Origin of the sequence: Rothia sp. P5764 (genome assembly GCF_048512965.1) — a bacterium.
GTDB lineage: Bacteria > Actinomycetota > Actinomycetes > Actinomycetales > Micrococcaceae > Rothia.
Map to the genome: position 1 here is coordinate 83,542 of NZ_JBLXXQ010000001.1, position 17,013 is coordinate 100,554.

The following is a 17,013-nucleotide window of genomic DNA, read 5'->3' on the forward strand; positions in this document are numbered from 1 at the left end:
ACTAACGGGTGTGGTGGGTTCCGCTAGAACTTAGGAGACAACAGCCAGAACGTCGCGGGCTGAGAGGATCAGGTATTCAGCGCCACCGAACTTAACTTCGGTACCGCCGTACTTGGAGAAGATGACGAGGTCGCCTTCTGCTACATCTACGGGGATGCGGTTGCCCTTGTCGTCGATGCGGCCGGGGCCTACAGCGATAACCTTGGCCTCCTGGGGCTTTTCCTTGGCGGTGTCGGGAATAACCAGGCCGGATGCGGTGGTCTGCTCTGCTTCGACGATCTGGACGACAATGCGGTCTTCGAGGGGCTTGATGTTTGCCACGAGGTACTCCTTGTGAGAAGGCTTAAAAATAGAAATTATGGGGTGACCGGTGCTGCAGCGCCCGGTGCTGGTATCGTCGCGGTCTTACCTACCGGGCATCTTTAGCACTGTAAGCGGTCAAGTGCTAACTAAAACTTTAGGCCGGTAATGGCTCAGGGAGCAAGATACGGCGCAGGTTTCGCACACAGCGCACCTTTTTGTGTGTTATAGACTACTTTCTGGTGATGTGGAGGTACCCGTGCTCAAACTGATTTTCTGGCCTGTTCTAGTTCCTACCGTCCTCTTTTCAATGGGGCTAGGTGCTATCGTTCCCATTCAGATTCTGGCAACGATCAGGCTCGGGGCTTCTCCCGCCTTAGCAAGCTCGTTAGTAGCGGTTGCAGGTGTCTTTGCTCTACTCTTCTGTACCGTGCCAGTTGGCGGTGCCATACTCCCCACCGGCACTAGAATGGTAGGCAATGACTAGCCTGACCCCTGCCCCAGCCCACCCATTCACGCACGAACAGCTTGCCGCTATCGACGAATTCACCCCCTACTTCACCGACCGCGCTCTGGCAGCAGCCAGCACCCTGCGCTCACGCGGCTTCAGCCCAGAAGACAGTTCAGCCATACTCACCCAGGCAAAGCTCCGCACCCAGGGAGCAGATAAGTTCGGGGATAAGGCCCACAGTATGCTCCTGACCGAAGCAGGCTACGAGCAGGCCACCCGGGCCGCCGTCGCTAAAGGTCACGCCCAACGTTTCAAGGACGCAGGGATCACCTCTGTAGCCGACTTAGGGTGCGGCATCGGCGCTGATTCCCTAGCCTTTGCTGCCGCAGGCCTTGCCATCACCGCCGTAGAACTAGACCCCGCAACCGCCGCTTTCACAGCCCACAATCTTGCCCACTACCCCAACTCGCAGGTGCTCGTCGGCAATGTCGAAAACATTGACGTTCAGACCCTCACCACCGCAAACGGTCAAGCGATTCAAGCACTCTGGCTCGACCCGGCCCGCCGCGAAGTTGAGGATGGCGCAACCACCTCCCGACTCTTTGACCCCGAAGCCTTCTCCCCTCCCCTCTCCTTGATCGAAAAACTGGCGGCAACCGGCATCCCCATGGGCGTCAAAATGGGCCCGGGCCTACCCCACGAACACATTCCCGCCAACTGCGAAGCCGAATGGGTATCCCACGGTGGCTCCGTTGTAGAAGTAGTGCTCTGGTTCAACGCCCTGGCCCGCAAGAGGGTGCGTAGAGCAGCCAGCCTACTCTCCAAAAACCCACAAGAACCAGAACTTCTGGAAGACATCACCTCGGCTCTCGACTCCCCCGAAAGCACCGGCACCCACCAATACGAACCCACCATCGGTGAACTAGCCACCTACCTGGCTGAACCCGATGGAGCCGTAGTACGGTCCCACCTTGTCTCCGACCTAGCGCACAAACTGGGCGCCCACCTCATCGACGAGCGAATCGCCTACCTGACCACAGACACTCTAGAACCCACCGCGCTCGCCCAGTACTTTGAAGTCCGGCAGATACTTCCCCTGCATGAGAAAGCCCTCAAACGCTGGGTCAAGGAAAACGGCATCACCGCCCTTACCGTCAAAAAACGCGGGGTAGATATCGTTCCAGAACAGCTTCGAGCCAAGCTCCTCGCCGGTGCTAAAAAGAAAAAGGGGCAAGCTCGCAAGGAGGCAACCCTCATTCTCACCCGGCTGGGTCAGGGGCTGGATTCTCAGCGGCTTGCAATCTGGGCTGAACCTGTACAGGTGCCGCTGACCAAGGGCGGGAGATGACTCAAGGAGCCTTCTCCTCTGCCCGGTGCTATTGTCATCAACACCCTTAAAGGCCAGCCCCCAAGCCAGTTGATAAGATCAGCACCGGGCAAATACAAAGTAAGAAACACCCCCGACCCGCCCCCCGTCACACGGTGACACCCAATTCATGGAGAGGGCCCACTGGCCCTAAGATAGAATCAGCGACAGCACCCGTCCCCAGGAGCACCACCATGCAGTTTGCATCCTCAGCCCAGTCCACCCTTGGCGTGGAATGGGAACTTGCCCTGGTTGACCCCGTTAGCCGTGAACTAGCGGGTAGGGCTGATGAGGTTCTGGCACTGATTCAAGAGCAAAACCCCGACCTACTAGTGCCGGGGCCGGGCGCGCACATTACCGGTGAATTCCTCAATAACACGGTTGAAGTTGTGACCGGCATCTGCCGCACCCCCGCAGAAGCTGCCGACCAGCTGGCCCAAGCAACAGCAAAACTCAAGGAAATTACCGACCGGCTCGGACTAGCCTTTTTCTCCGCAGGAACCCACCCTTTCTCTCAGGCTTTAGAACAGGTGGTAGTGGGCAAAGAACGCTACCTACGGGTGCTTGACCGCTCCCAATACTGGGGCCGCCGCCAAATCATCTACGGGGTACACGTCCACACCGGTGTAGATTCCCGAGCCAAAGCTCTCCCCGTCCTCAACGGGCTTACCAACTTTTACCCCCACCTCCTAGCGCTCTCAGCCAGCTCCCCCTTTTGGGAGGGTGAAGACACCGGCTTCGCCTCCCAGCGATCCCAAATTTTCCAGCAACTCCCTACCTCAGGCCTACCTTTTACCTTTGAGAGCTGGGAAAACTATGAAGACTACCTAGAAGATCTCGTTGCCACCGGCGTGATTGATGACCCCAGCGAGAACAGGTGGGATGTCCGCCCGGTACCCAAGTACGGCACCGTTGAGATGCGGGCCTACGACGGGCTGGCCTCCATTGCCGATATCACCGCACTCACCGCTTTTACCCAGTGCCTGGTCGAGTGGTTCTCCCGTCAGATTGAAGCAGGTAGGCGCATTGAGCCGCTCAAGCCCTGGCACCACCAGGAAAACAAGTGGCGGGCAGCCCGATACGGCACCGATGCCGTAGTTATTGTGGATAACGCCAATGCAGAACGCCCCATCACCGAGGACGTCCTGGGCCTACTCAACAAGCTAGAGGGCATAGCCGCTGATCTGGGTTGTCAGGCTGAGCTGGCCGATATTGAGCGTATCTGCCGTGAGGGAGCTGGCTATCAGCGTCAGCGCCGAGTAGCGCACGAGAACCGGGGCGACCTGCGCGCGGTGGTCGATGACCTGGTAGCTCAGGCTACCGAAGGACTCTAGGCCCCTGCCCCCTAGAGGGAAATAGTGGTAACAGGTAGCGAAGAATCAGCGGTGAAATCAAGACCGGAGGGTGCACGCCCTTCCGATACCAGCCGGGCACCCAGAGCCGCGACCATGGCCCCGTTATCCGTGCACAGGCTCAGCTGAGGGATCACCAGCTTAACCCCGTTCTCTGCACAACGCTGGGCAGTCAGCGAGCGCAGGCGTGAGTTCGCCGCTACACCGCCACCCAGAAGCAGGGTATCAATCCCACGTTCGGTACAAGCTAGCATGGCCTTGCCAGTGATCACATCAACCACCGCTTCCTGGAAGCTGGCGGCAATATCGGCCACGGGCACTTCTTGACCGCGAGCTTCAAAGCCTTCCACCACGCGGGCCACAGCGGTTTTGAGGCCGGAGAAGGAGAAGTCGTAGCGGTGGGGTCCGGGTTCTTGGGCTGTTCCCATAAATTTGCGGGTGGATAGGCCGCGGGGGAAGGCAAAGGCGGTGCCATCGCCACCGGCGGCGGCTCGGTCAATGGCAGGCCCGCCGGGGTAGGGCAGCCCCATCAGCCGGGCTACCTTGTCGTAGGCTTCACCGGCGGCATCATCGAGGGTCGCCCCCAGCAGTTCTACATCGCCGGTGATATCCCGGACCGCCAGAATCTCGGTATGACCACCGGAAACGAGCAGTGCACCTAACCCGCTGGGGGGTAGACCGTCCAGAAAGTCGGCGGTGTGACCTTCAATGCCGCAGTCATCGAGCAGGCCAACTCCCACGTGGGCTACCAGGTGGTTAATACCGTAGAGGGGCTTGCCTGTAGCGGTGGCCAGAGCTTTAGCCGCTGAGACACCCACCATCAGGGCACCGGCAAGGCCAGGGCCCGCCGTCACGGCGATAGCGTCAATCTCGTCCAGGGTCACCCCGGCTTCATCCAGGGCTGCGCGCAGGGCCGGAATCATGGCGTCTAGGTGGGCGCGGGAGGCAATCTCAGGGATCACACCACCAAAGCGGACGTGCTCGTTCATGGACGAAGACACAGTGTTGGTCAGCAGGGTCTGGCCCCGTACGATACCGATGCCGGTTTCGTCGCAGGATGATTCAATGCCAAGGACAAGGGGCTGGTCTGTCATGGTTAGTCTTCTTTGTTGAGGTTTCTAAGGGCCGGAATGAGGCCTGACCGGGTGCGGGGCTAGGCGGAGGCCGGACTATCTGCGGGGTCTGCTTCGATCGCAGGCGGGAGCTCTTTGCTCATAATTAGAGCATGGACCCCGTCGCGGTAGTAGCGGCGGCGCGTGTGAATGTGCTGGTAGCCGTTGCGTCGGTAGAGGTCCTGGGCGCGGGGGTTATCGGCTCGTACTTCGAGCATGATTTTTTCGGCTCCTCGGGCGCTGGCTTCCCTGGCCAGGTAGTCCAGCATGGCCCGCCCGTATCCGAGCCCTTGGTAGGCTGGTAGCACGGCGATGGTCTGCACATCGGCGGTGTCGGCTACGCTCATGCACCCGGCGTAGCCAATGACCTGGGCAGGGCCGGTATCACTGGCCGGAGCTTCAAGCAGGATGTAGGCCCGGCTGGGGTGGGTGATTTCAGCCAGAAACATGTCCAGGGGCCAGGCATCGGCGGGGAAAAGCGCAAGCTCTAGGGTGTGAACGGCAGGGACGTCGTGCAGGGTCATGGGCCGGGCGGTAACTCCGCCCGCTAGACCGGTGGGCAGGGCAGCTAGACTCATGAGCCCAGCGCCTTCTTGCGAGCAAGAGGAACCTTGGCATCGGATTCACGCAGGTAGAGCGCAGAGGTGTCCTGGCTCAGGTTCTCCATTCCTAAGCGGCAGGCGGCAGCAAGTAAGCTAGGGGCATCGGGCTGGAGGCTTTCAAAGCCCTCCTGTCTCTCAAGGTCCTGAGGGTAGAGGCCAGCACCAAAACCGTAGGAAGGTAAGTGGGGAGCCTGCGAAGCAGAGCCCACGGTGGGACCATCCAGCAGGGTATAGCCGGTGCCGGTCAGCTCGTAGACGGCGGTGTAGACCTCACGGCGGCGGGCATCGCTAGCAACCAAGAACTTCTGGTGCCCCCGGGCGCGGGCGGTATCCGCAGCAGCTTCTGCCAGAGCCTGCAAGCTCATCAGGCCATAGAGGGGCTTATCCCAGGCAAAAGCCAGCGTGCGGGCCGTAACGATACCGGCGCGCAAACCAGTGAAGGGGCCGGGGCCGGTACCTGTGATCAGGGCATCCAGGTCTCTTCCCCGGTAGCCAGCTTCAGCCAGAACCTGCTCCACGAAGGGCGACATGACCTCAGCGTGTGAGCGGGTATCGGTGGTAGCCCGGTGAGCCAGGACGGTCAGGGTACCGCCCTGATAGGAGCCCAGGGCTACAGAGGCGGTTGCAGATGAATCAAGAGCGAGTAAAAGCACTCCCCTAGTCTAGCCCCACTGAGGTGAGGGTGTCTGTGAGCTGCTTCCAGGTGGCCTCCCAGCGGAGCCCGGTCCCCAGCAGACGAAGGCGGCGCGGTTCGGGGTGCCCGTCCTCATCCTCGCGCTCCGTTTCTTGGCCGGGGGCGTAGAGCTGGTAGGGGTCGGTCTCTGCCAGGTCTGCCCCGGTGACCCGTGAAAACTCTAGGTCCAGCAGGTTCTCGCTCAGGTGCTCTGCCTTATCTCTGCCCCACTCAATAACGGTCACGGAGGTATCTAGGGAGTATTCCAGGTCCAGGTCATCGAGTTCTTCGGCTGAGGCCAGTCGGTAGGCATCCACATGCACCAGGTCGGGCCCGCCGGGGCGGGGTCCATTGGGCAGGTTGGGGTGGACGCGTGAGAGCACAAAGGTGGGTGAGATGACGCCTTGGCGTACTCCTAGGCCCTCACCGAGCGAGCGGGTAAAGGTGGTTTTACCTGCGCCTAGCTCGCCGGTCAGAATGAGCACATCGCCGGCGTGGAGGTAGGGGGCTAGAGCTAGAGCCAGCGCACGGGTATGTTCGGGACCGGTGATTTCAAGGTCAAGCAGGAGGGGCTTACTCATGGTTACTTTCGTAGGCTTGCGGGGTCTTATTTCTGGGGCGCGGTCCGCCATGAACCGCCAATGCTCACCCGCTGGATACGAGGGGAGATGCGGGTGACAATTTCGTAGTTGATGGTTCCGGCAGCCTGGGCCCACTCAGTGACAGCAGGATTCTGCCCGGTACCAAAAAGGACGGCGGGAGCGCCCAGGTAGCCTGCGGCGGGGTCTGCGAGGCCGGGAGCGCCCAAATCTACTACCATCTGGTCCATGGCAATTCGTCCGACTTCCCGGTAGGTGCGGGCGGCCTGACCGGCAGGGTAGATACGTACCGGACCGCCGGTGGCGACCCGAGGCACACCGTCTGCGTAACCCACCGGTATGAGGGCCAGGGTGGTGGGTTGATCGGTGATGTAGTTCAGCCCGTAGGAGACGCCCTGACCGGCAGGCACTTCTTTGACTACGTTAATGAAGGTTTGTAAGTGCATGACCGGTTTGAGGCCCAGATCTTCGGGGCTGTGACCGTCCAGAGGCGAGAGGCCGTAAAGGCCCAGCCCAACGCGTACAGCATCTCGAAGCAGGCTGCCGGGGTTTTCCTTCTCAGGGGCGGTAAGCGTTGCTGGGGTATTAGCCAGGTGACGGAGCCGGGGTTCAAGCCCCGCGGCCTGCACAATCGCAAGGGCCCGGTCAAAGGCTTCCGACTGGTCGGCGGTTTCAGGGCGCTGAGGCTCATCGGCAACCGCTAGGTGCGAAAAGAGTCCGTAGACGCTAATAAGCCCGGCTTTTTCAAGCTCCCTGGCATAGCCTGCCAGCGCAGGTAGCTCCTGCAGGGTGACGCCGTTACGCCCCAGCCCCGTATCCACTTTAAGGTGAACAGGCACGGGCTGTTCTTGGCCTCTGGCGCGGTGGGCCAGGGCAATTTTTTCCAGCTCCCAGCGGCTAGAGACTCCGAGCTCGATTCCGTCGGCCAGAGCCTGTTCAAAGTTCGTTCGGGGGGTGTGGAGCCAGGCAATGAGCGGCGCATCAATTCCCGCCTGCCTCAGGGCGTGGGCTTCTTTAAGGTGAACCACCCCCAGGTAGTCGGCACCGGCGGCCAAGGCTGAGCGGGAAACATCCACTGCACCGTGCCCGTAGGCATCAGCCTTAATCACGGCAATGAGGTCGCGGTCCCCGATGATTTCTTTGATACGGCGCACGTTGTGTTCCACCGCATCCAGGTCAATGATGGCTAGGCGTTCAGCATCACCGGGCGCGTCGGTGGGTACATAGCCGTACTGGCGGTAGGCGCTTTCAAGGGTCATGCTTTGCTCCTGCTCTGAGCCAAGGTGTGAGGGTTTATATTCCTACCATAAACCACGCGGGCCGCCAGCGTCCGGTGGGTGGCAGATCTGAGGGCTGGGCCATCGGTGCGGGTGAGTGCTCAGGTACAGTAGGTAGGGTGGCACAGCAACCCTCAGATTCTCTGCATCTGCATGTCTTTTCCATGCATACCTCCCCCCTAGCCCAGCCTGGCAGGGGGGATGCCGGTGGTATGAATGTTTATATTGACCGTTCTCTGCAAGCGCTCTTAGCTCTTGACCCCGCGCTCACAGTGGAGGTCTTTACACTTCGTACCGATGGTGGCCCCTCTGGCACAGATACTCTAGGTGAGCGGGCGCAGGTTCACAGTCTGGTTCTTCCCCGTGCGGTTGGTCTTGCCAAGGCTGATCTTCCGGCTTTTATCCCCGATTTTGCTCGTGCAGTACGTGAAAAAGCTACCCGTGAGCCCAGTGTTCTTCACGGCCACTATTGGCTTTCTGGGCTGGCCGCGCGTGAGGCTTACCCTCATATACCCCTGGTTCAGACCATGCACACCACCGCCGCGGCTAAAAATGCCCGGCTGGGTGAGGGCGAGTCTCCCGAACCTGCCGAGCGGTGGGAGGGCGAGAAGCAACTAGTAGAAGAAGCCGCGACGCTGGTGGTCAATACCAAGTTTGAGGCTGACCAGATGCGCCGCTACTATGGTGCAACCGATGACAGGCTCTGCGTGATTAACCCCGGTGTCGATACTTCTATTTTCTACCCGTCTACTCGGGTATCAGCCTTGAACACCGGGAGCGACACCACCGCTCATCTGGTCTTTGCTGGCCGCCCCCAGCCCCTCAAAGGCCCTCATCTCTTGGTGGAAGCTCTTGCCCTTCTCCCTGAGGATTTGCAGGTCAGTCTCGATATTATGGGCAGGTCGGGAGGCACCTACGAGCAGGACTTACTGGAGCGAGCGCACCAGCTGGGTCTGGGCCAGGCTGTCACGCTTGGCTCTTCGGTGTCAGCGGTTGAGCTGGCTGATGTCTTCCGCAGGGCCGATATCGTTGCCTGCCCTTCGTCCTCTGAGACCTTTGGTCTGGTGGCCCTTGAAGCTCAGGCTTGCGGAACTGCGGTAATCGCCAGCAAAGTAGACGGACTAGTAGAGGCTGTCGCCGATGGTCTTACAGGTATCCTGGTTACCGAGCGAACCCCTCACGCCTGGGCGCAGGCGATAGAATCATTGGTACGGAACCCCGATTTCCGCCTGGGCTTAGGGGCAGCGGGCGCAGCGCGGGCAGGCCGCATGACCTGGGAGCAGACAGCCCGCGCCCTTGACCGCATCTACCGTCAGCTTTCACTAGCACAACCCTAAGGATTCACCGTGGCATTTAACATGAGTCGCTCAGAGTTTTCCACCTACCTGAACCGGGCTCGCATTACCGGGCAGGTCGCAACTCCGCGCGAAAACAACCTGTCCCATTTCCAGGGTTTTGTGGATGGCAACGAGCACCTGGACTTCGGAGTCAGCTGGACGCGCGATTGGACCTACCAGGACGTCTTTGAGCTGATGGCCCGCCGGGTAGGCACCAGCCCAGACCCCGCCCATACTGAGGGCCAGGACACCATCAGCGCAGAGCTCTGCATTGACGCGCTCACCGTCTATGCCCGTATCTTTGGGCAGGCCGTTAGAGAGAAGCAGTCTATTCTTTTTGCGACAGGTCACCCCGCTGGCCTTTTCCCCATCTATGTTGCTATGGCTCAGGCGGCACGCGCTCACGGTGCAACAGTCCTGGGTATTGATGAAGGCGATTCTTTCCTTGACGGGGATATCCGCCAAATCTTTGATGTGGTTATGTTCCAGCAGTACGGCAATCTACAGCACACCCATTTTCCCGGCCCCATGCAGTTGGCTTTGACCCAGTTGGAAAAGCTGGGGACCCTCCCCCAGCTCGTTGTAGCCGATCACGGTATGGCTGGCTATGCGGCATCGGCAGGTCTACCCACTATTGGTATCGCCGACTGCAACGATCCTGGCCTGTTTGTCTCTGCCGAGCAAGGGCAGATCCTGGTAGCTGTACCTATGGATGACAATGTCCTTCCGCATCTTTATGAACCGGTCATTGACTTCATCTTGAGCACTGCCGGTCTGGACCGATAAATTGCCTGCCATGTGCTGAAACTCCCTAAAAATTTCTTCCGGGCTGTCTTAGACTATAAAAAGGAAAATCCGAGAACCTGTGGGGGATATCATCTGCTTCTCACCGAGAAGCTGTGAGGGTTCTGCCTCTTTGAGCGATCCCCTTATTAGTTCATCCTGATAGTATTAAGAATCCAGTCGCACAGGCTTGTACCACCGCTCGCACCGGGTACAGCCAACACTTTAGGGGATATCGCAATAGTGAATGATCAGCGCATCGAGGCACGGTGGGAAGAAACCAGAAACCGCCGTACCTGGCATCCAAAAATTCGAATCGCCCTTTATCTAGCAGATATTGTGGCTATTTCAATCACCTTTGCCATAGCACATGTCGCAAGTTTTGGTTTTGCTAATTCCGGGGTTATGGGGCGTAAGGAACTGCCCTGGGGCTATATTGCAACCGGCGTAGTATTTGGGATTATCTGGTTTCTTGCCCTGTCTGTGGCCAATAGCCGCAACATCCGCTACCTGGGCCAGGGCAACGACGAATATCGCTTAGTGACAAAGGCTACCAGCTATTTCTTTGCACTCATTGCGATTTTTTCTTACCTGACCAAAATAGATTTTGCCCGCACCTACGTTATCTTGGCCTATCCTATTGGCCTCTTACTTCTTCTCTGTGCCCGGTGGAGCGTCCGTCGCTGGCTGGTTCATTGGCGCAACCGGGGTAGGGCCTTGTCCCGAGTAATGATTATTGGGGATGTCGCCTCTGGCAATCACCTCCTCAAGACCTTAGAAGGCGCAAGAACCTCAGGCTTAAGTCCTGTTGCGGCCTACCTTCCACGCCTGAGTCCTGGGACCCGTTTAGATGACGAGAACCTACCTGTTCTTGGCTATTCGCCCGACCCTGCAGAGGTCTTACAGGTGGTGCGTGACAATAATATCCATGCCGTAGCAGTATCGACCGGGCACGGCCTGAACCCTACCGAGCTTAGGCGACTGGGCTGGGCTCTAGCGGCCGCTCATGTCGCGCTCATTATGGCTCCGGCCCTGACCGATATAGCAGGCCCCCGTATCCATACCCAGCCGCTGAACGGGGTTCCGCTCATCCACGTCCACACTCCCAGGATCGACGGGGCAAAGGCAATTGTTAAAAGGAGTATTGACGTTTTTGCTTCGGCTTTCGGCTTGATTGTCTTAGCCCCTCTGCTTGTCTCCATTGCCCTGCTCGTGAAGTCCGACGGCGGACCGATTTTCTTCCTGCAGGAGCGCGTGGGCATCAAGGGAACCAGCTTTCACATGATTAAGTTCCGTTCTATGGTTCCCAATGCTGAAGAGCTCAAAGATCAACTCATCGATAAGAACGAGGGAAACGGTGTGCTCTTTAAGATGGCCGATGACCCCCGCATCACCAAGATCGGTAAGTTCATTCGCAAGTACTCTATCGATGAGCTCCCCCAGCTCTGGAACGTGCTCATCGGCGATATGTCGCTGGTCGGTCCTCGCCCACCGCTGCCCGCTGAGGTTGAGCAGTATGAGGAGGACGCCTACCGTCGGCTACTGGTTAAGCCAGGTATCACGGGTCTGTGGCAGGTTTCTGGCCGTTCTAACCTCTCCTGGGAAGAGTCCATTCGGCTTGATCTCTACTACGTTGAGAACTGGTCTGTTATTGGTGACTTCGTGATTCTATTCCGCACCGTCCGAGCTGTTTTTGCCAAGGAGGGCGCATACTAGAAGCCTTGTTCTCTGGTCTGAACCAAGGCGCCCCGTGCATTTCTGCTACGGGGCGCATCTTTTTTTCTGTTTTATGCGGGATGTGAGGCTAGGGTTTGGGCCACTGCACCGGGTATGTGTTCAGCCACCAGGGTAGGCGGTAGCGGGCCTGGCATACCGGCTGGGTGTACATGTTCGGCGGCTTTTCCGTGGATCAGGACAGCGGCGGCGGACAGCAGTGCGTAGTCTTTTGATTTCCGGGCCTCAGCGGGTGTCTCTGCCTGGTAGCGGGCTAGGAGCGCGCCCAGAATGCCGGCGAGGGTGTCTCCGCTACCGGCAGTTGCCAGCCAGGGGCTGTTGCCCGTGACGGTGTAGGTCTGCCCCGATGGTTCACTGATGGTTGTTGAACCGCCTTTGAGCAGTACTGTGACGCCGAGAGCGCCAGCAAGAATTCTGGCGTAGCGGGCTGGTTCGTTCTCAATCTCATGGCGGCTAGGTACTTCAGTAAGCTCCGGGAGCAGCTGGGGTTTAAGGGTAGCTAGCCAGGTCAAGGCATCGGCGGCTTCACCTGCATGCGGGGTGATGATGTGGTGGGCGGCCAGTTCTAGACCGTCAACTGCAACCAGTTGGCTTGCGAGTGCTACCGCACCGGCATCAATAACCCCGGGTTCTCTGGCCTGCAGGATCTGCCGTAGCTGGTTTTCGCGGTCTTGACCGCTGACACCGCTGCCCAGCGCCCAGGCATCGACCCGGGTCTTCTCCGGGGTGCTGGTTACTGTGCAAACGGCTTCTGGAACGGACAGGTGCATCAGGAGGTTGAGGGAGGAAGTTCCCAGGAATCTGACCATACCGGCACCGGTATTAACTGCGGCACGGGCCGACATGAGCGCCGCACCGGGGTAGCTATCGCTTCCGGTGAGTAGCCCCAGCACACCTCTGGTGTACTTGTGTGAGGTGCCTGTAGGGGCGGTAAGCACCTGTGCGCATTGCTCAAGAGTCAGTGGCTGAGGTCCATGAGTCATAGCTTACTTTCTTACTACTACTGTGATGTGCTGGGTGGTAGGATTCCGCGGGCCGAGGGGTCGTGTTCAGCTAGATAGGCCATTTCTTCTGGGCTGAGCCGTTCTGCCATGACAGTAGCGGTCGCTACGGGTTCATCGTGGCTGATGGTCAGGTGCAGACGGTTAATTCCCAGCTCATGTGCTCTTTGGGCCACGGTTCCTTGGATGGTGAGATAGGGCGCACCGTTGGTGTCGTTCTCAACCCAGCAGTGGTGCCAGACCAGTCCGGCAGGCGCTCCGAGAGCTTTGGCTGTAGCTTCTTTTGCCGCAAAGCGGGCAGCTAGGGAACGGACTGGTTTGCCGCGTTCTGAAGGCACAAAGAGGCGCTCTTTCAGGCCCGGTGTTCGTTTGAGGAGCTCAGCAAAACGGTCAATGTTCACTACATCGACGCCGGTTCCCATAATCATGCCTGCACCTTCCAGGTAGGTGTTTATAATCCTTGCCCCATTCTAGTCGTGGTTTGAGTGGGGAAATAGAAGCCCCCGTATCCTTGCGAGGATACGGGGGCGTATAAACAACCTAACGAGAGCCTTTACTCAACGGTCACCGACTTGGCCAGGTTACGAGGCTGGTCAACGTCGTAGCCCTTTGCGTGGGCTACCGAGCATGCAAAGATCTGCAGCGGAACGGTAGAGAGCAGGGGCTGAAGCAGGCTGGGTGCGGAGGGGATGCGGATGATGTGATCAGCGTGCTCCTCAACAGCGGTGTCGCCCTCTTCTGCGATAACGATGGTCACCGCGCCGCGAGCGCGCACTTCCTGGATGTTAGAAACAACCTTGGAGTGCAGTGAATCGCGGCCGCTAGGTGAAGGAACAATCACGAAGATCGGCTGGCCTTCTTCAACCAGGGCGATGGGGCCGTGCTTGAGCTCACCAGCGGCGAAGCCTTCGGCGTGTAGGTAGGCGATTTCCTTGAGCTTGAGTGCACCTTCGAGCGCTACGGGGAAGCCCACGTGGCGGCCCAGGAAGAGAACCGACTTGGCGTCCTTCATGGACTTGCCAAGGTCCTTGACCTGGTCTTCTGCGTCGATGACAGCCTGAATCTTTTCGGGCATCTTCTGCAGTTCTTCAAGGATTGAGCGGATTTCGTCCTTGAACATGTTGCCACGTAGCTGAGCCAGGTAGAGGCCCAGCAGGTAGGCTGCAGCGATTTGTGACAGGAAGGCTTTGGTGGATGCAACAGCGATTTCGGGGCCTGCGTGGGTGTACAGAGCGGCGTCTGATTCGCGGGGCAGGGTCGAGCCATTGGTGTTGCAGATGGAGACAACCTTAGCGCCCTGTTCCTGGGCGTGGCGGACGGCCATGAGAGTGTCCATGGTTTCGCCGGACTGTGACAGAGCCACAACCAGGGTCTTCTCGTCAACAATCGGGTCACGGTAGCGGAACTCGTGAGCGAGTTCTACCTCGGTGGGGATACGACACCAGTGCTCGATGGCGTAACGGGCGACCTGGCCTGCGTAAGCGGCGGTTCCACATGCGACCACGATAATTTTGTTGATGCTTCGCAGGGTTACATCGTCAATCTTGAGTTCATCGAGGGTGAGGTTGCCCTTTTCGTCCAGACGGCCAAGCAGGGTGTCGCGGACAGCTGCAGGCTGCTCGTGGATTTCCTTCTCCATGAAGGAAGAGAAGCCGCCCTTTTCAACAGCGGCGGTGTCCCATTCAATGGCAAATTCTTTACCCTCAGCGGGGAAGCCCTCAAAGTCGATGATGGAGTATTCGCCACCGGTGATGGTAACGATCTGGTCCTGCCCCATTTCGACTGCACGCTTGGTGTAGTCGATGAAACCTGAAACGTCTGAGCCCAGGAAGTTTTCGTTATCACCCAGGCCAATAACCAGGGGTGAGTTGCGGCGGGTTGCCACAACGCGATCCGGAAAATCAACGTGGATAGCCAGAATGGTGAAGGCACCTTCCAGGCGGTTGGATGCCCGGCGCACGGCCTCTGTCAGGTCTTTGTTTTCCAGTTTGTTGTAAATGCTGGCGATGAGGTTAGCGGCGATTTCAGTGTCAGTCTGCGACTTGAATTCCACGCCTTCTGCCAGCAGCTCAGCGCGAAGCTCAGCGAAGTTTTCGATAATACCGTTGTGAACGACTGCTAGCCGCCCATTGTCAACAACATGGGGATGCGCGTTGGTGTCGGTGGGGCCGCCGTGGGTTGCCCAACGGGTATGGCCGATACCGATCGTGGTTGAGGGAAGGGGGCTTGCCGCTACCTCAGCCTCCAGGTTAACCAGTTTGCCTGACTTTTTACGGAATTCAATTCCGTCTTCGCCGATGAGTGCTACACCGGCCGAGTCATAGCCACGGTATTCCTGGCGACGCAAGCCTTCAAGAACTACGTCGTACGCGCTATGGTCAAATTTCTTACCGTCTGCGGCAGTGCCCAGACTTACATATCCTACGATTCCACACATACTCTCATACTACATTGCCTATCACGCGCCTCTGATGATTTACTGACTGATCACTACGACACAGTTTGACCTTATAAACGCCGAGGTTACCGCGCTGTCATATTCAGTCAGGTAGAGGCTGTGGCCGTAGACTATAGAGAATGAGCAACCCACCTCTCTACCTCAGGCACTCTCCCTTTATTGAGCTGGACCGGGAAACCTGGTCTCGGTTAGCGAGCGAAATTGAGGTTCCCCTGAGTGAAGACGAGTTAGAACAGCTTCAGGGGCTTGGGGAAACAATTGACCTGGACGAGGTCAGCCAGGTTTATCTCCCTATCTCCAGGTTGCTCAACCTCTACGTCAATGCAGCAGCCAGTACTAACCATATGACCAATGATTTTCTGGGTATTCGGGGTCAAAAGGTTCCTTTTATTATTGGTGTGGCTGGCTCTGTAGCTGTTGGTAAGTCAACTACCGCCCGTGTACTGCAGGAGCTCCTCCGCAGGTGGCCCTCAACCCCCAACGTCCAGCTTGTGACCACCGATGGTTTCCTCTACCCCAACGCTGAGTTAGAGCGGCGCGGGCTGATGGGCAGAAAGGGATTTCCCGAATCCTATGACCGGCGGGCTCTCCTGCGCTTCGTCTCGGACGTCAAATCAGGCTCCCCCTCAGTGACAGCGCCTAAGTATTCGCACCTGTACTACGACATTATTCCCGGGGAGCATATTGAGGTTACCAGCCCCGATGTACTCATCGTTGAGGGCCTGAACGTGCTAGCTCCTGCCAAGCTGGGGGCCCATGAAAGCTCGGCTCTGAGCCTGGCTGATTTCTTTGACTTCTCCATCTATGTGGATGCCCGGACCAGCGATATCGAGTCCTGGTACGTACAAAGGTTCCTTAAACTCCAGCGTTCTGCCTTTACCAACCCGGAATCCTACTTCAAGCGGTACGCCAACCTTTCTGAGGAGGCCGCGCGTGAGCTTGCTTTAAGTATTTGGCGTTCTATCAATGAGCCCAATCTTCGAGAGAATGTCCGACCAACGCGGGGCCGGGCACAACTTATTCTCAAAAAATCACATGACCACAAAATTCGTCGCGTACTCCTGAGAAAGAACTGACGTGCAAGAGCTAAGACACACCCCGCTTGCTATCGCGGGAATCATCACCATGGCCTTAACAGCTTGCTCTTCTACAGGAGAGGACACTGTAAAGTTTTCGCCTACTCAAGGAGAGGAGGTCTCTGCCCAAGCCACTTATGTAGCGTCAGCAACATCTGCTGAAGCATCAGCCGGTACTTCAGTCAGCCCGGCTTCAGAGCAGGCCAGCACCAGCCCGGCTAAAGCTACCCCCCAGGGGTCAGAGCCAGCTCAGCCTGGGCCCACCTACTTTGCGGACACTTCAAGAGCTTCTTCACTGAATGTGGTGGTCAACAAGCAGAACCCTCTCAACCCCTCAACTTACGCACCAGCCGATCTGCAACCCATCGGTGGTGTCTATCTGCGGGCCCAAGCCAGCCAGGCGGCCCAAAAAATGTTCGCTGATGCGGCAGCAGCCGGTGCACCGATGACTGCACTCAGTGGCTACCGCTCTTATGAGACCCAGCAGGCAACCTACGCAGGCTGGGTCGCCCAGTACGGCCGGGAAGGGGCCGATGTTGCCTCCGCCCGCCCAGGTTACTCGGAACACCAAACCGGTCTTGCCCTTGATATTGGTAGTGGCAGTGACTGCGATCTTCAGCCCTGCTTCAGGGACACCGCCACGGCTCTCTGGGCAGCTGAGCACGCCCACGAGTACGGCTTTATTGTTCGCTACCCCTGGATGGAACACGAAACCACCGGCTATTGGTACGAGTCTTGGCACCTGCGCTACATCGGAAAAGAGCAAGCCAAAGCCTACAAAGAATCAGGGGCGAAAACTCTCGAAGAGTTCTACGGACTATCGGCAGCACCCTCCTACTAGCTTTCAGCCACCACTCGGGTTTTCCACACCTACCTCTCACGGTAGGTTTTA

At 58.2% G+C, this 17,013-nt stretch carries 17 protein-coding genes; 8 read left to right on the forward strand and 9 right to left on the reverse strand.

Going from position 1 to position 17,013, the window contains the following annotated elements; all coding sequences use genetic code 11:
• Nucleotides 1–30: 30 nt before the first annotated feature.
• Nucleotides 31–321: a co-chaperone GroES gene (gene groES / locus ACN08Y_RS00365; protein ID WP_419099346.1), complete on the reverse strand. Its 291-nt coding sequence runs from the start codon at nt 319–321 to the stop codon at nt 31–33.
• A 238-nt stretch (nt 322–559) separates the two neighbouring features.
• Between groES and ACN08Y_RS00370 the strand changes: the two genes are divergently transcribed.
• From ACN08Y_RS00370 to ACN08Y_RS00380, 3 genes are all read left to right on the forward strand, one after another.
• The gene (locus ACN08Y_RS00370; protein WP_419111545.1) at nt 560–787 is read left to right on the forward strand and encodes a hypothetical protein; all 228 of its coding nucleotides are present in this window, start codon (nt 560–562) and stop codon (nt 785–787) included.
• The gene (locus ACN08Y_RS00375) at nt 780–2,099 is read left to right on the forward strand and encodes a THUMP-like domain-containing protein (protein WP_419111546.1); all 1,320 of its coding nucleotides are present in this window, start codon (nt 780–782) and stop codon (nt 2,097–2,099) included. Before ACN08Y_RS00370 ends, ACN08Y_RS00375 begins: the two co-directional genes overlap by 8 nt.
• Nucleotides 2,100–2,311: 212 nt before the next feature.
• The gene (locus tag ACN08Y_RS00380) at nt 2,312–3,451 is read left to right on the forward strand and encodes a glutamate--cysteine ligase (RefSeq protein ID WP_419099343.1); all 1,140 of its coding nucleotides are present in this window, start codon (nt 2,312–2,314) and stop codon (nt 3,449–3,451) included.
• Nucleotides 3,452–3,462: 11 nt separating this feature from the next.
• Here the strand turns inward: ACN08Y_RS00380 and tsaD are convergent, their stop codons facing one another.
• Genes tsaD through alr form a run of 5 tightly spaced genes read right to left on the reverse strand, consistent with a single transcriptional unit; the run spans nt 3,463 to nt 7,714 of the window.
• Nucleotides 3,463–4,563, reverse strand: coding sequence for a tRNA (adenosine(37)-N6)-threonylcarbamoyltransferase complex transferase subunit TsaD (tsaD, locus tag ACN08Y_RS00385; protein ID WP_419104929.1), 1,101 nt, complete (start codon nt 4,561–4,563; stop codon nt 3,463–3,465).
• A 59-nt stretch (nt 4,564–4,622) separates the two neighbouring features.
• Nucleotides 4,623–5,159 (reverse strand): ribosomal protein S18-alanine N-acetyltransferase, encoded by a 537-nt coding sequence (gene rimI / locus ACN08Y_RS00390; RefSeq protein WP_419110754.1) that lies wholly within the window; start codon nt 5,157–5,159, stop codon nt 4,623–4,625.
• On the reverse strand, nt 5,156–5,836 hold the full coding sequence (tsaB, locus tag ACN08Y_RS00395) for a tRNA (adenosine(37)-N6)-threonylcarbamoyltransferase complex dimerization subunit type 1 TsaB (RefSeq protein ID WP_419099340.1): 681 nt from the start codon (nt 5,834–5,836) through the stop codon (nt 5,156–5,158). The genes rimI and tsaB overlap by 4 nt, the downstream gene beginning before the upstream one ends.
• A gap of 4 nt (nt 5,837–5,840) precedes the next feature.
• Entirely contained in the window at nt 5,841–6,437 is a 597-nt protein-coding gene (gene tsaE, locus ACN08Y_RS00400; protein ID WP_419099339.1) for a tRNA (adenosine(37)-N6)-threonylcarbamoyltransferase complex ATPase subunit type 1 TsaE, read from the reverse strand.
• A 26-nt stretch (nt 6,438–6,463) separates the two neighbouring features.
• The gene (gene alr, locus ACN08Y_RS00405) at nt 6,464–7,714 is read right to left on the reverse strand and encodes an alanine racemase (RefSeq protein ID WP_419111547.1); all 1,251 of its coding nucleotides are present in this window, start codon (nt 7,712–7,714) and stop codon (nt 6,464–6,466) included.
• A 137-nt stretch (nt 7,715–7,851) separates the two neighbouring features.
• On the opposite strand from alr, the gene ACN08Y_RS00410 reads away from it, so the two are divergent.
• The 3 genes from ACN08Y_RS00410 (at nt 7,852) to ACN08Y_RS00420 (ending at nt 11,568) form a co-directional block, all read left to right on the forward strand.
• Complete coding sequence (locus ACN08Y_RS00410; RefSeq protein WP_419111548.1) at nt 7,852–9,069, forward strand: glycosyltransferase; 1,218 nt, start codon at nt 7,852–7,854, stop codon at nt 9,067–9,069.
• Nucleotides 9,070–9,078: 9 nt separating this feature from the next.
• The gene (locus ACN08Y_RS00415) at nt 9,079–9,855 is read left to right on the forward strand and encodes a phosphatase (RefSeq protein ID WP_419111549.1); all 777 of its coding nucleotides are present in this window, start codon (nt 9,079–9,081) and stop codon (nt 9,853–9,855) included.
• Between the two features lie 240 nt (nt 9,856–10,095).
• On the forward strand, nt 10,096–11,568 hold the full coding sequence (locus ACN08Y_RS00420) for a sugar transferase (RefSeq protein ID WP_419099335.1): 1,473 nt from the start codon (nt 10,096–10,098) through the stop codon (nt 11,566–11,568).
• A 71-nt stretch (nt 11,569–11,639) separates the two neighbouring features.
• Here ACN08Y_RS00420 and ACN08Y_RS00425 read toward each other — a convergent pair whose 3' ends face one another.
• The 3 genes from ACN08Y_RS00425 to glmS form a co-directional block, all read right to left on the reverse strand.
• Nucleotides 11,640–12,569 (reverse strand): ADP-dependent NAD(P)H-hydrate dehydratase, encoded by a 930-nt coding sequence (locus ACN08Y_RS00425; RefSeq protein ID WP_419111550.1) that lies wholly within the window; start codon nt 12,567–12,569, stop codon nt 11,640–11,642.
• Nucleotides 12,570–12,586: 17 nt separating this feature from the next.
• Nucleotides 12,587–13,015, reverse strand: a complete 429-nt coding sequence (locus ACN08Y_RS00430) for a holo-ACP synthase (RefSeq protein ID WP_419111551.1) — start codon at nt 13,013–13,015, stop codon at nt 12,587–12,589.
• Nucleotides 13,016–13,140: 125 nt separating this feature from the next.
• Entirely contained in the window at nt 13,141–15,024 is a 1,884-nt protein-coding gene (gene glmS / locus ACN08Y_RS00435; protein ID WP_419110760.1) for a glutamine--fructose-6-phosphate transaminase (isomerizing), read from the reverse strand.
• A 140-nt stretch (nt 15,025–15,164) separates the two neighbouring features.
• On the opposite strand from glmS, the gene coaA reads away from it, so the two are divergent.
• Complete coding sequence (gene coaA, locus ACN08Y_RS00440) at nt 15,165–16,121, forward strand: type I pantothenate kinase (protein WP_419104936.1); 957 nt, start codon at nt 15,165–15,167, stop codon at nt 16,119–16,121.
• A gap of 1 nt (nt 16,122) precedes the next feature.
• Nucleotides 16,123–16,962 (forward strand): M15 family metallopeptidase, encoded by an 840-nt coding sequence (locus tag ACN08Y_RS00445; RefSeq protein WP_419111552.1) that lies wholly within the window; start codon nt 16,123–16,125, stop codon nt 16,960–16,962.
• Nucleotides 16,963–17,013: the final 51 nt, after the last annotated feature.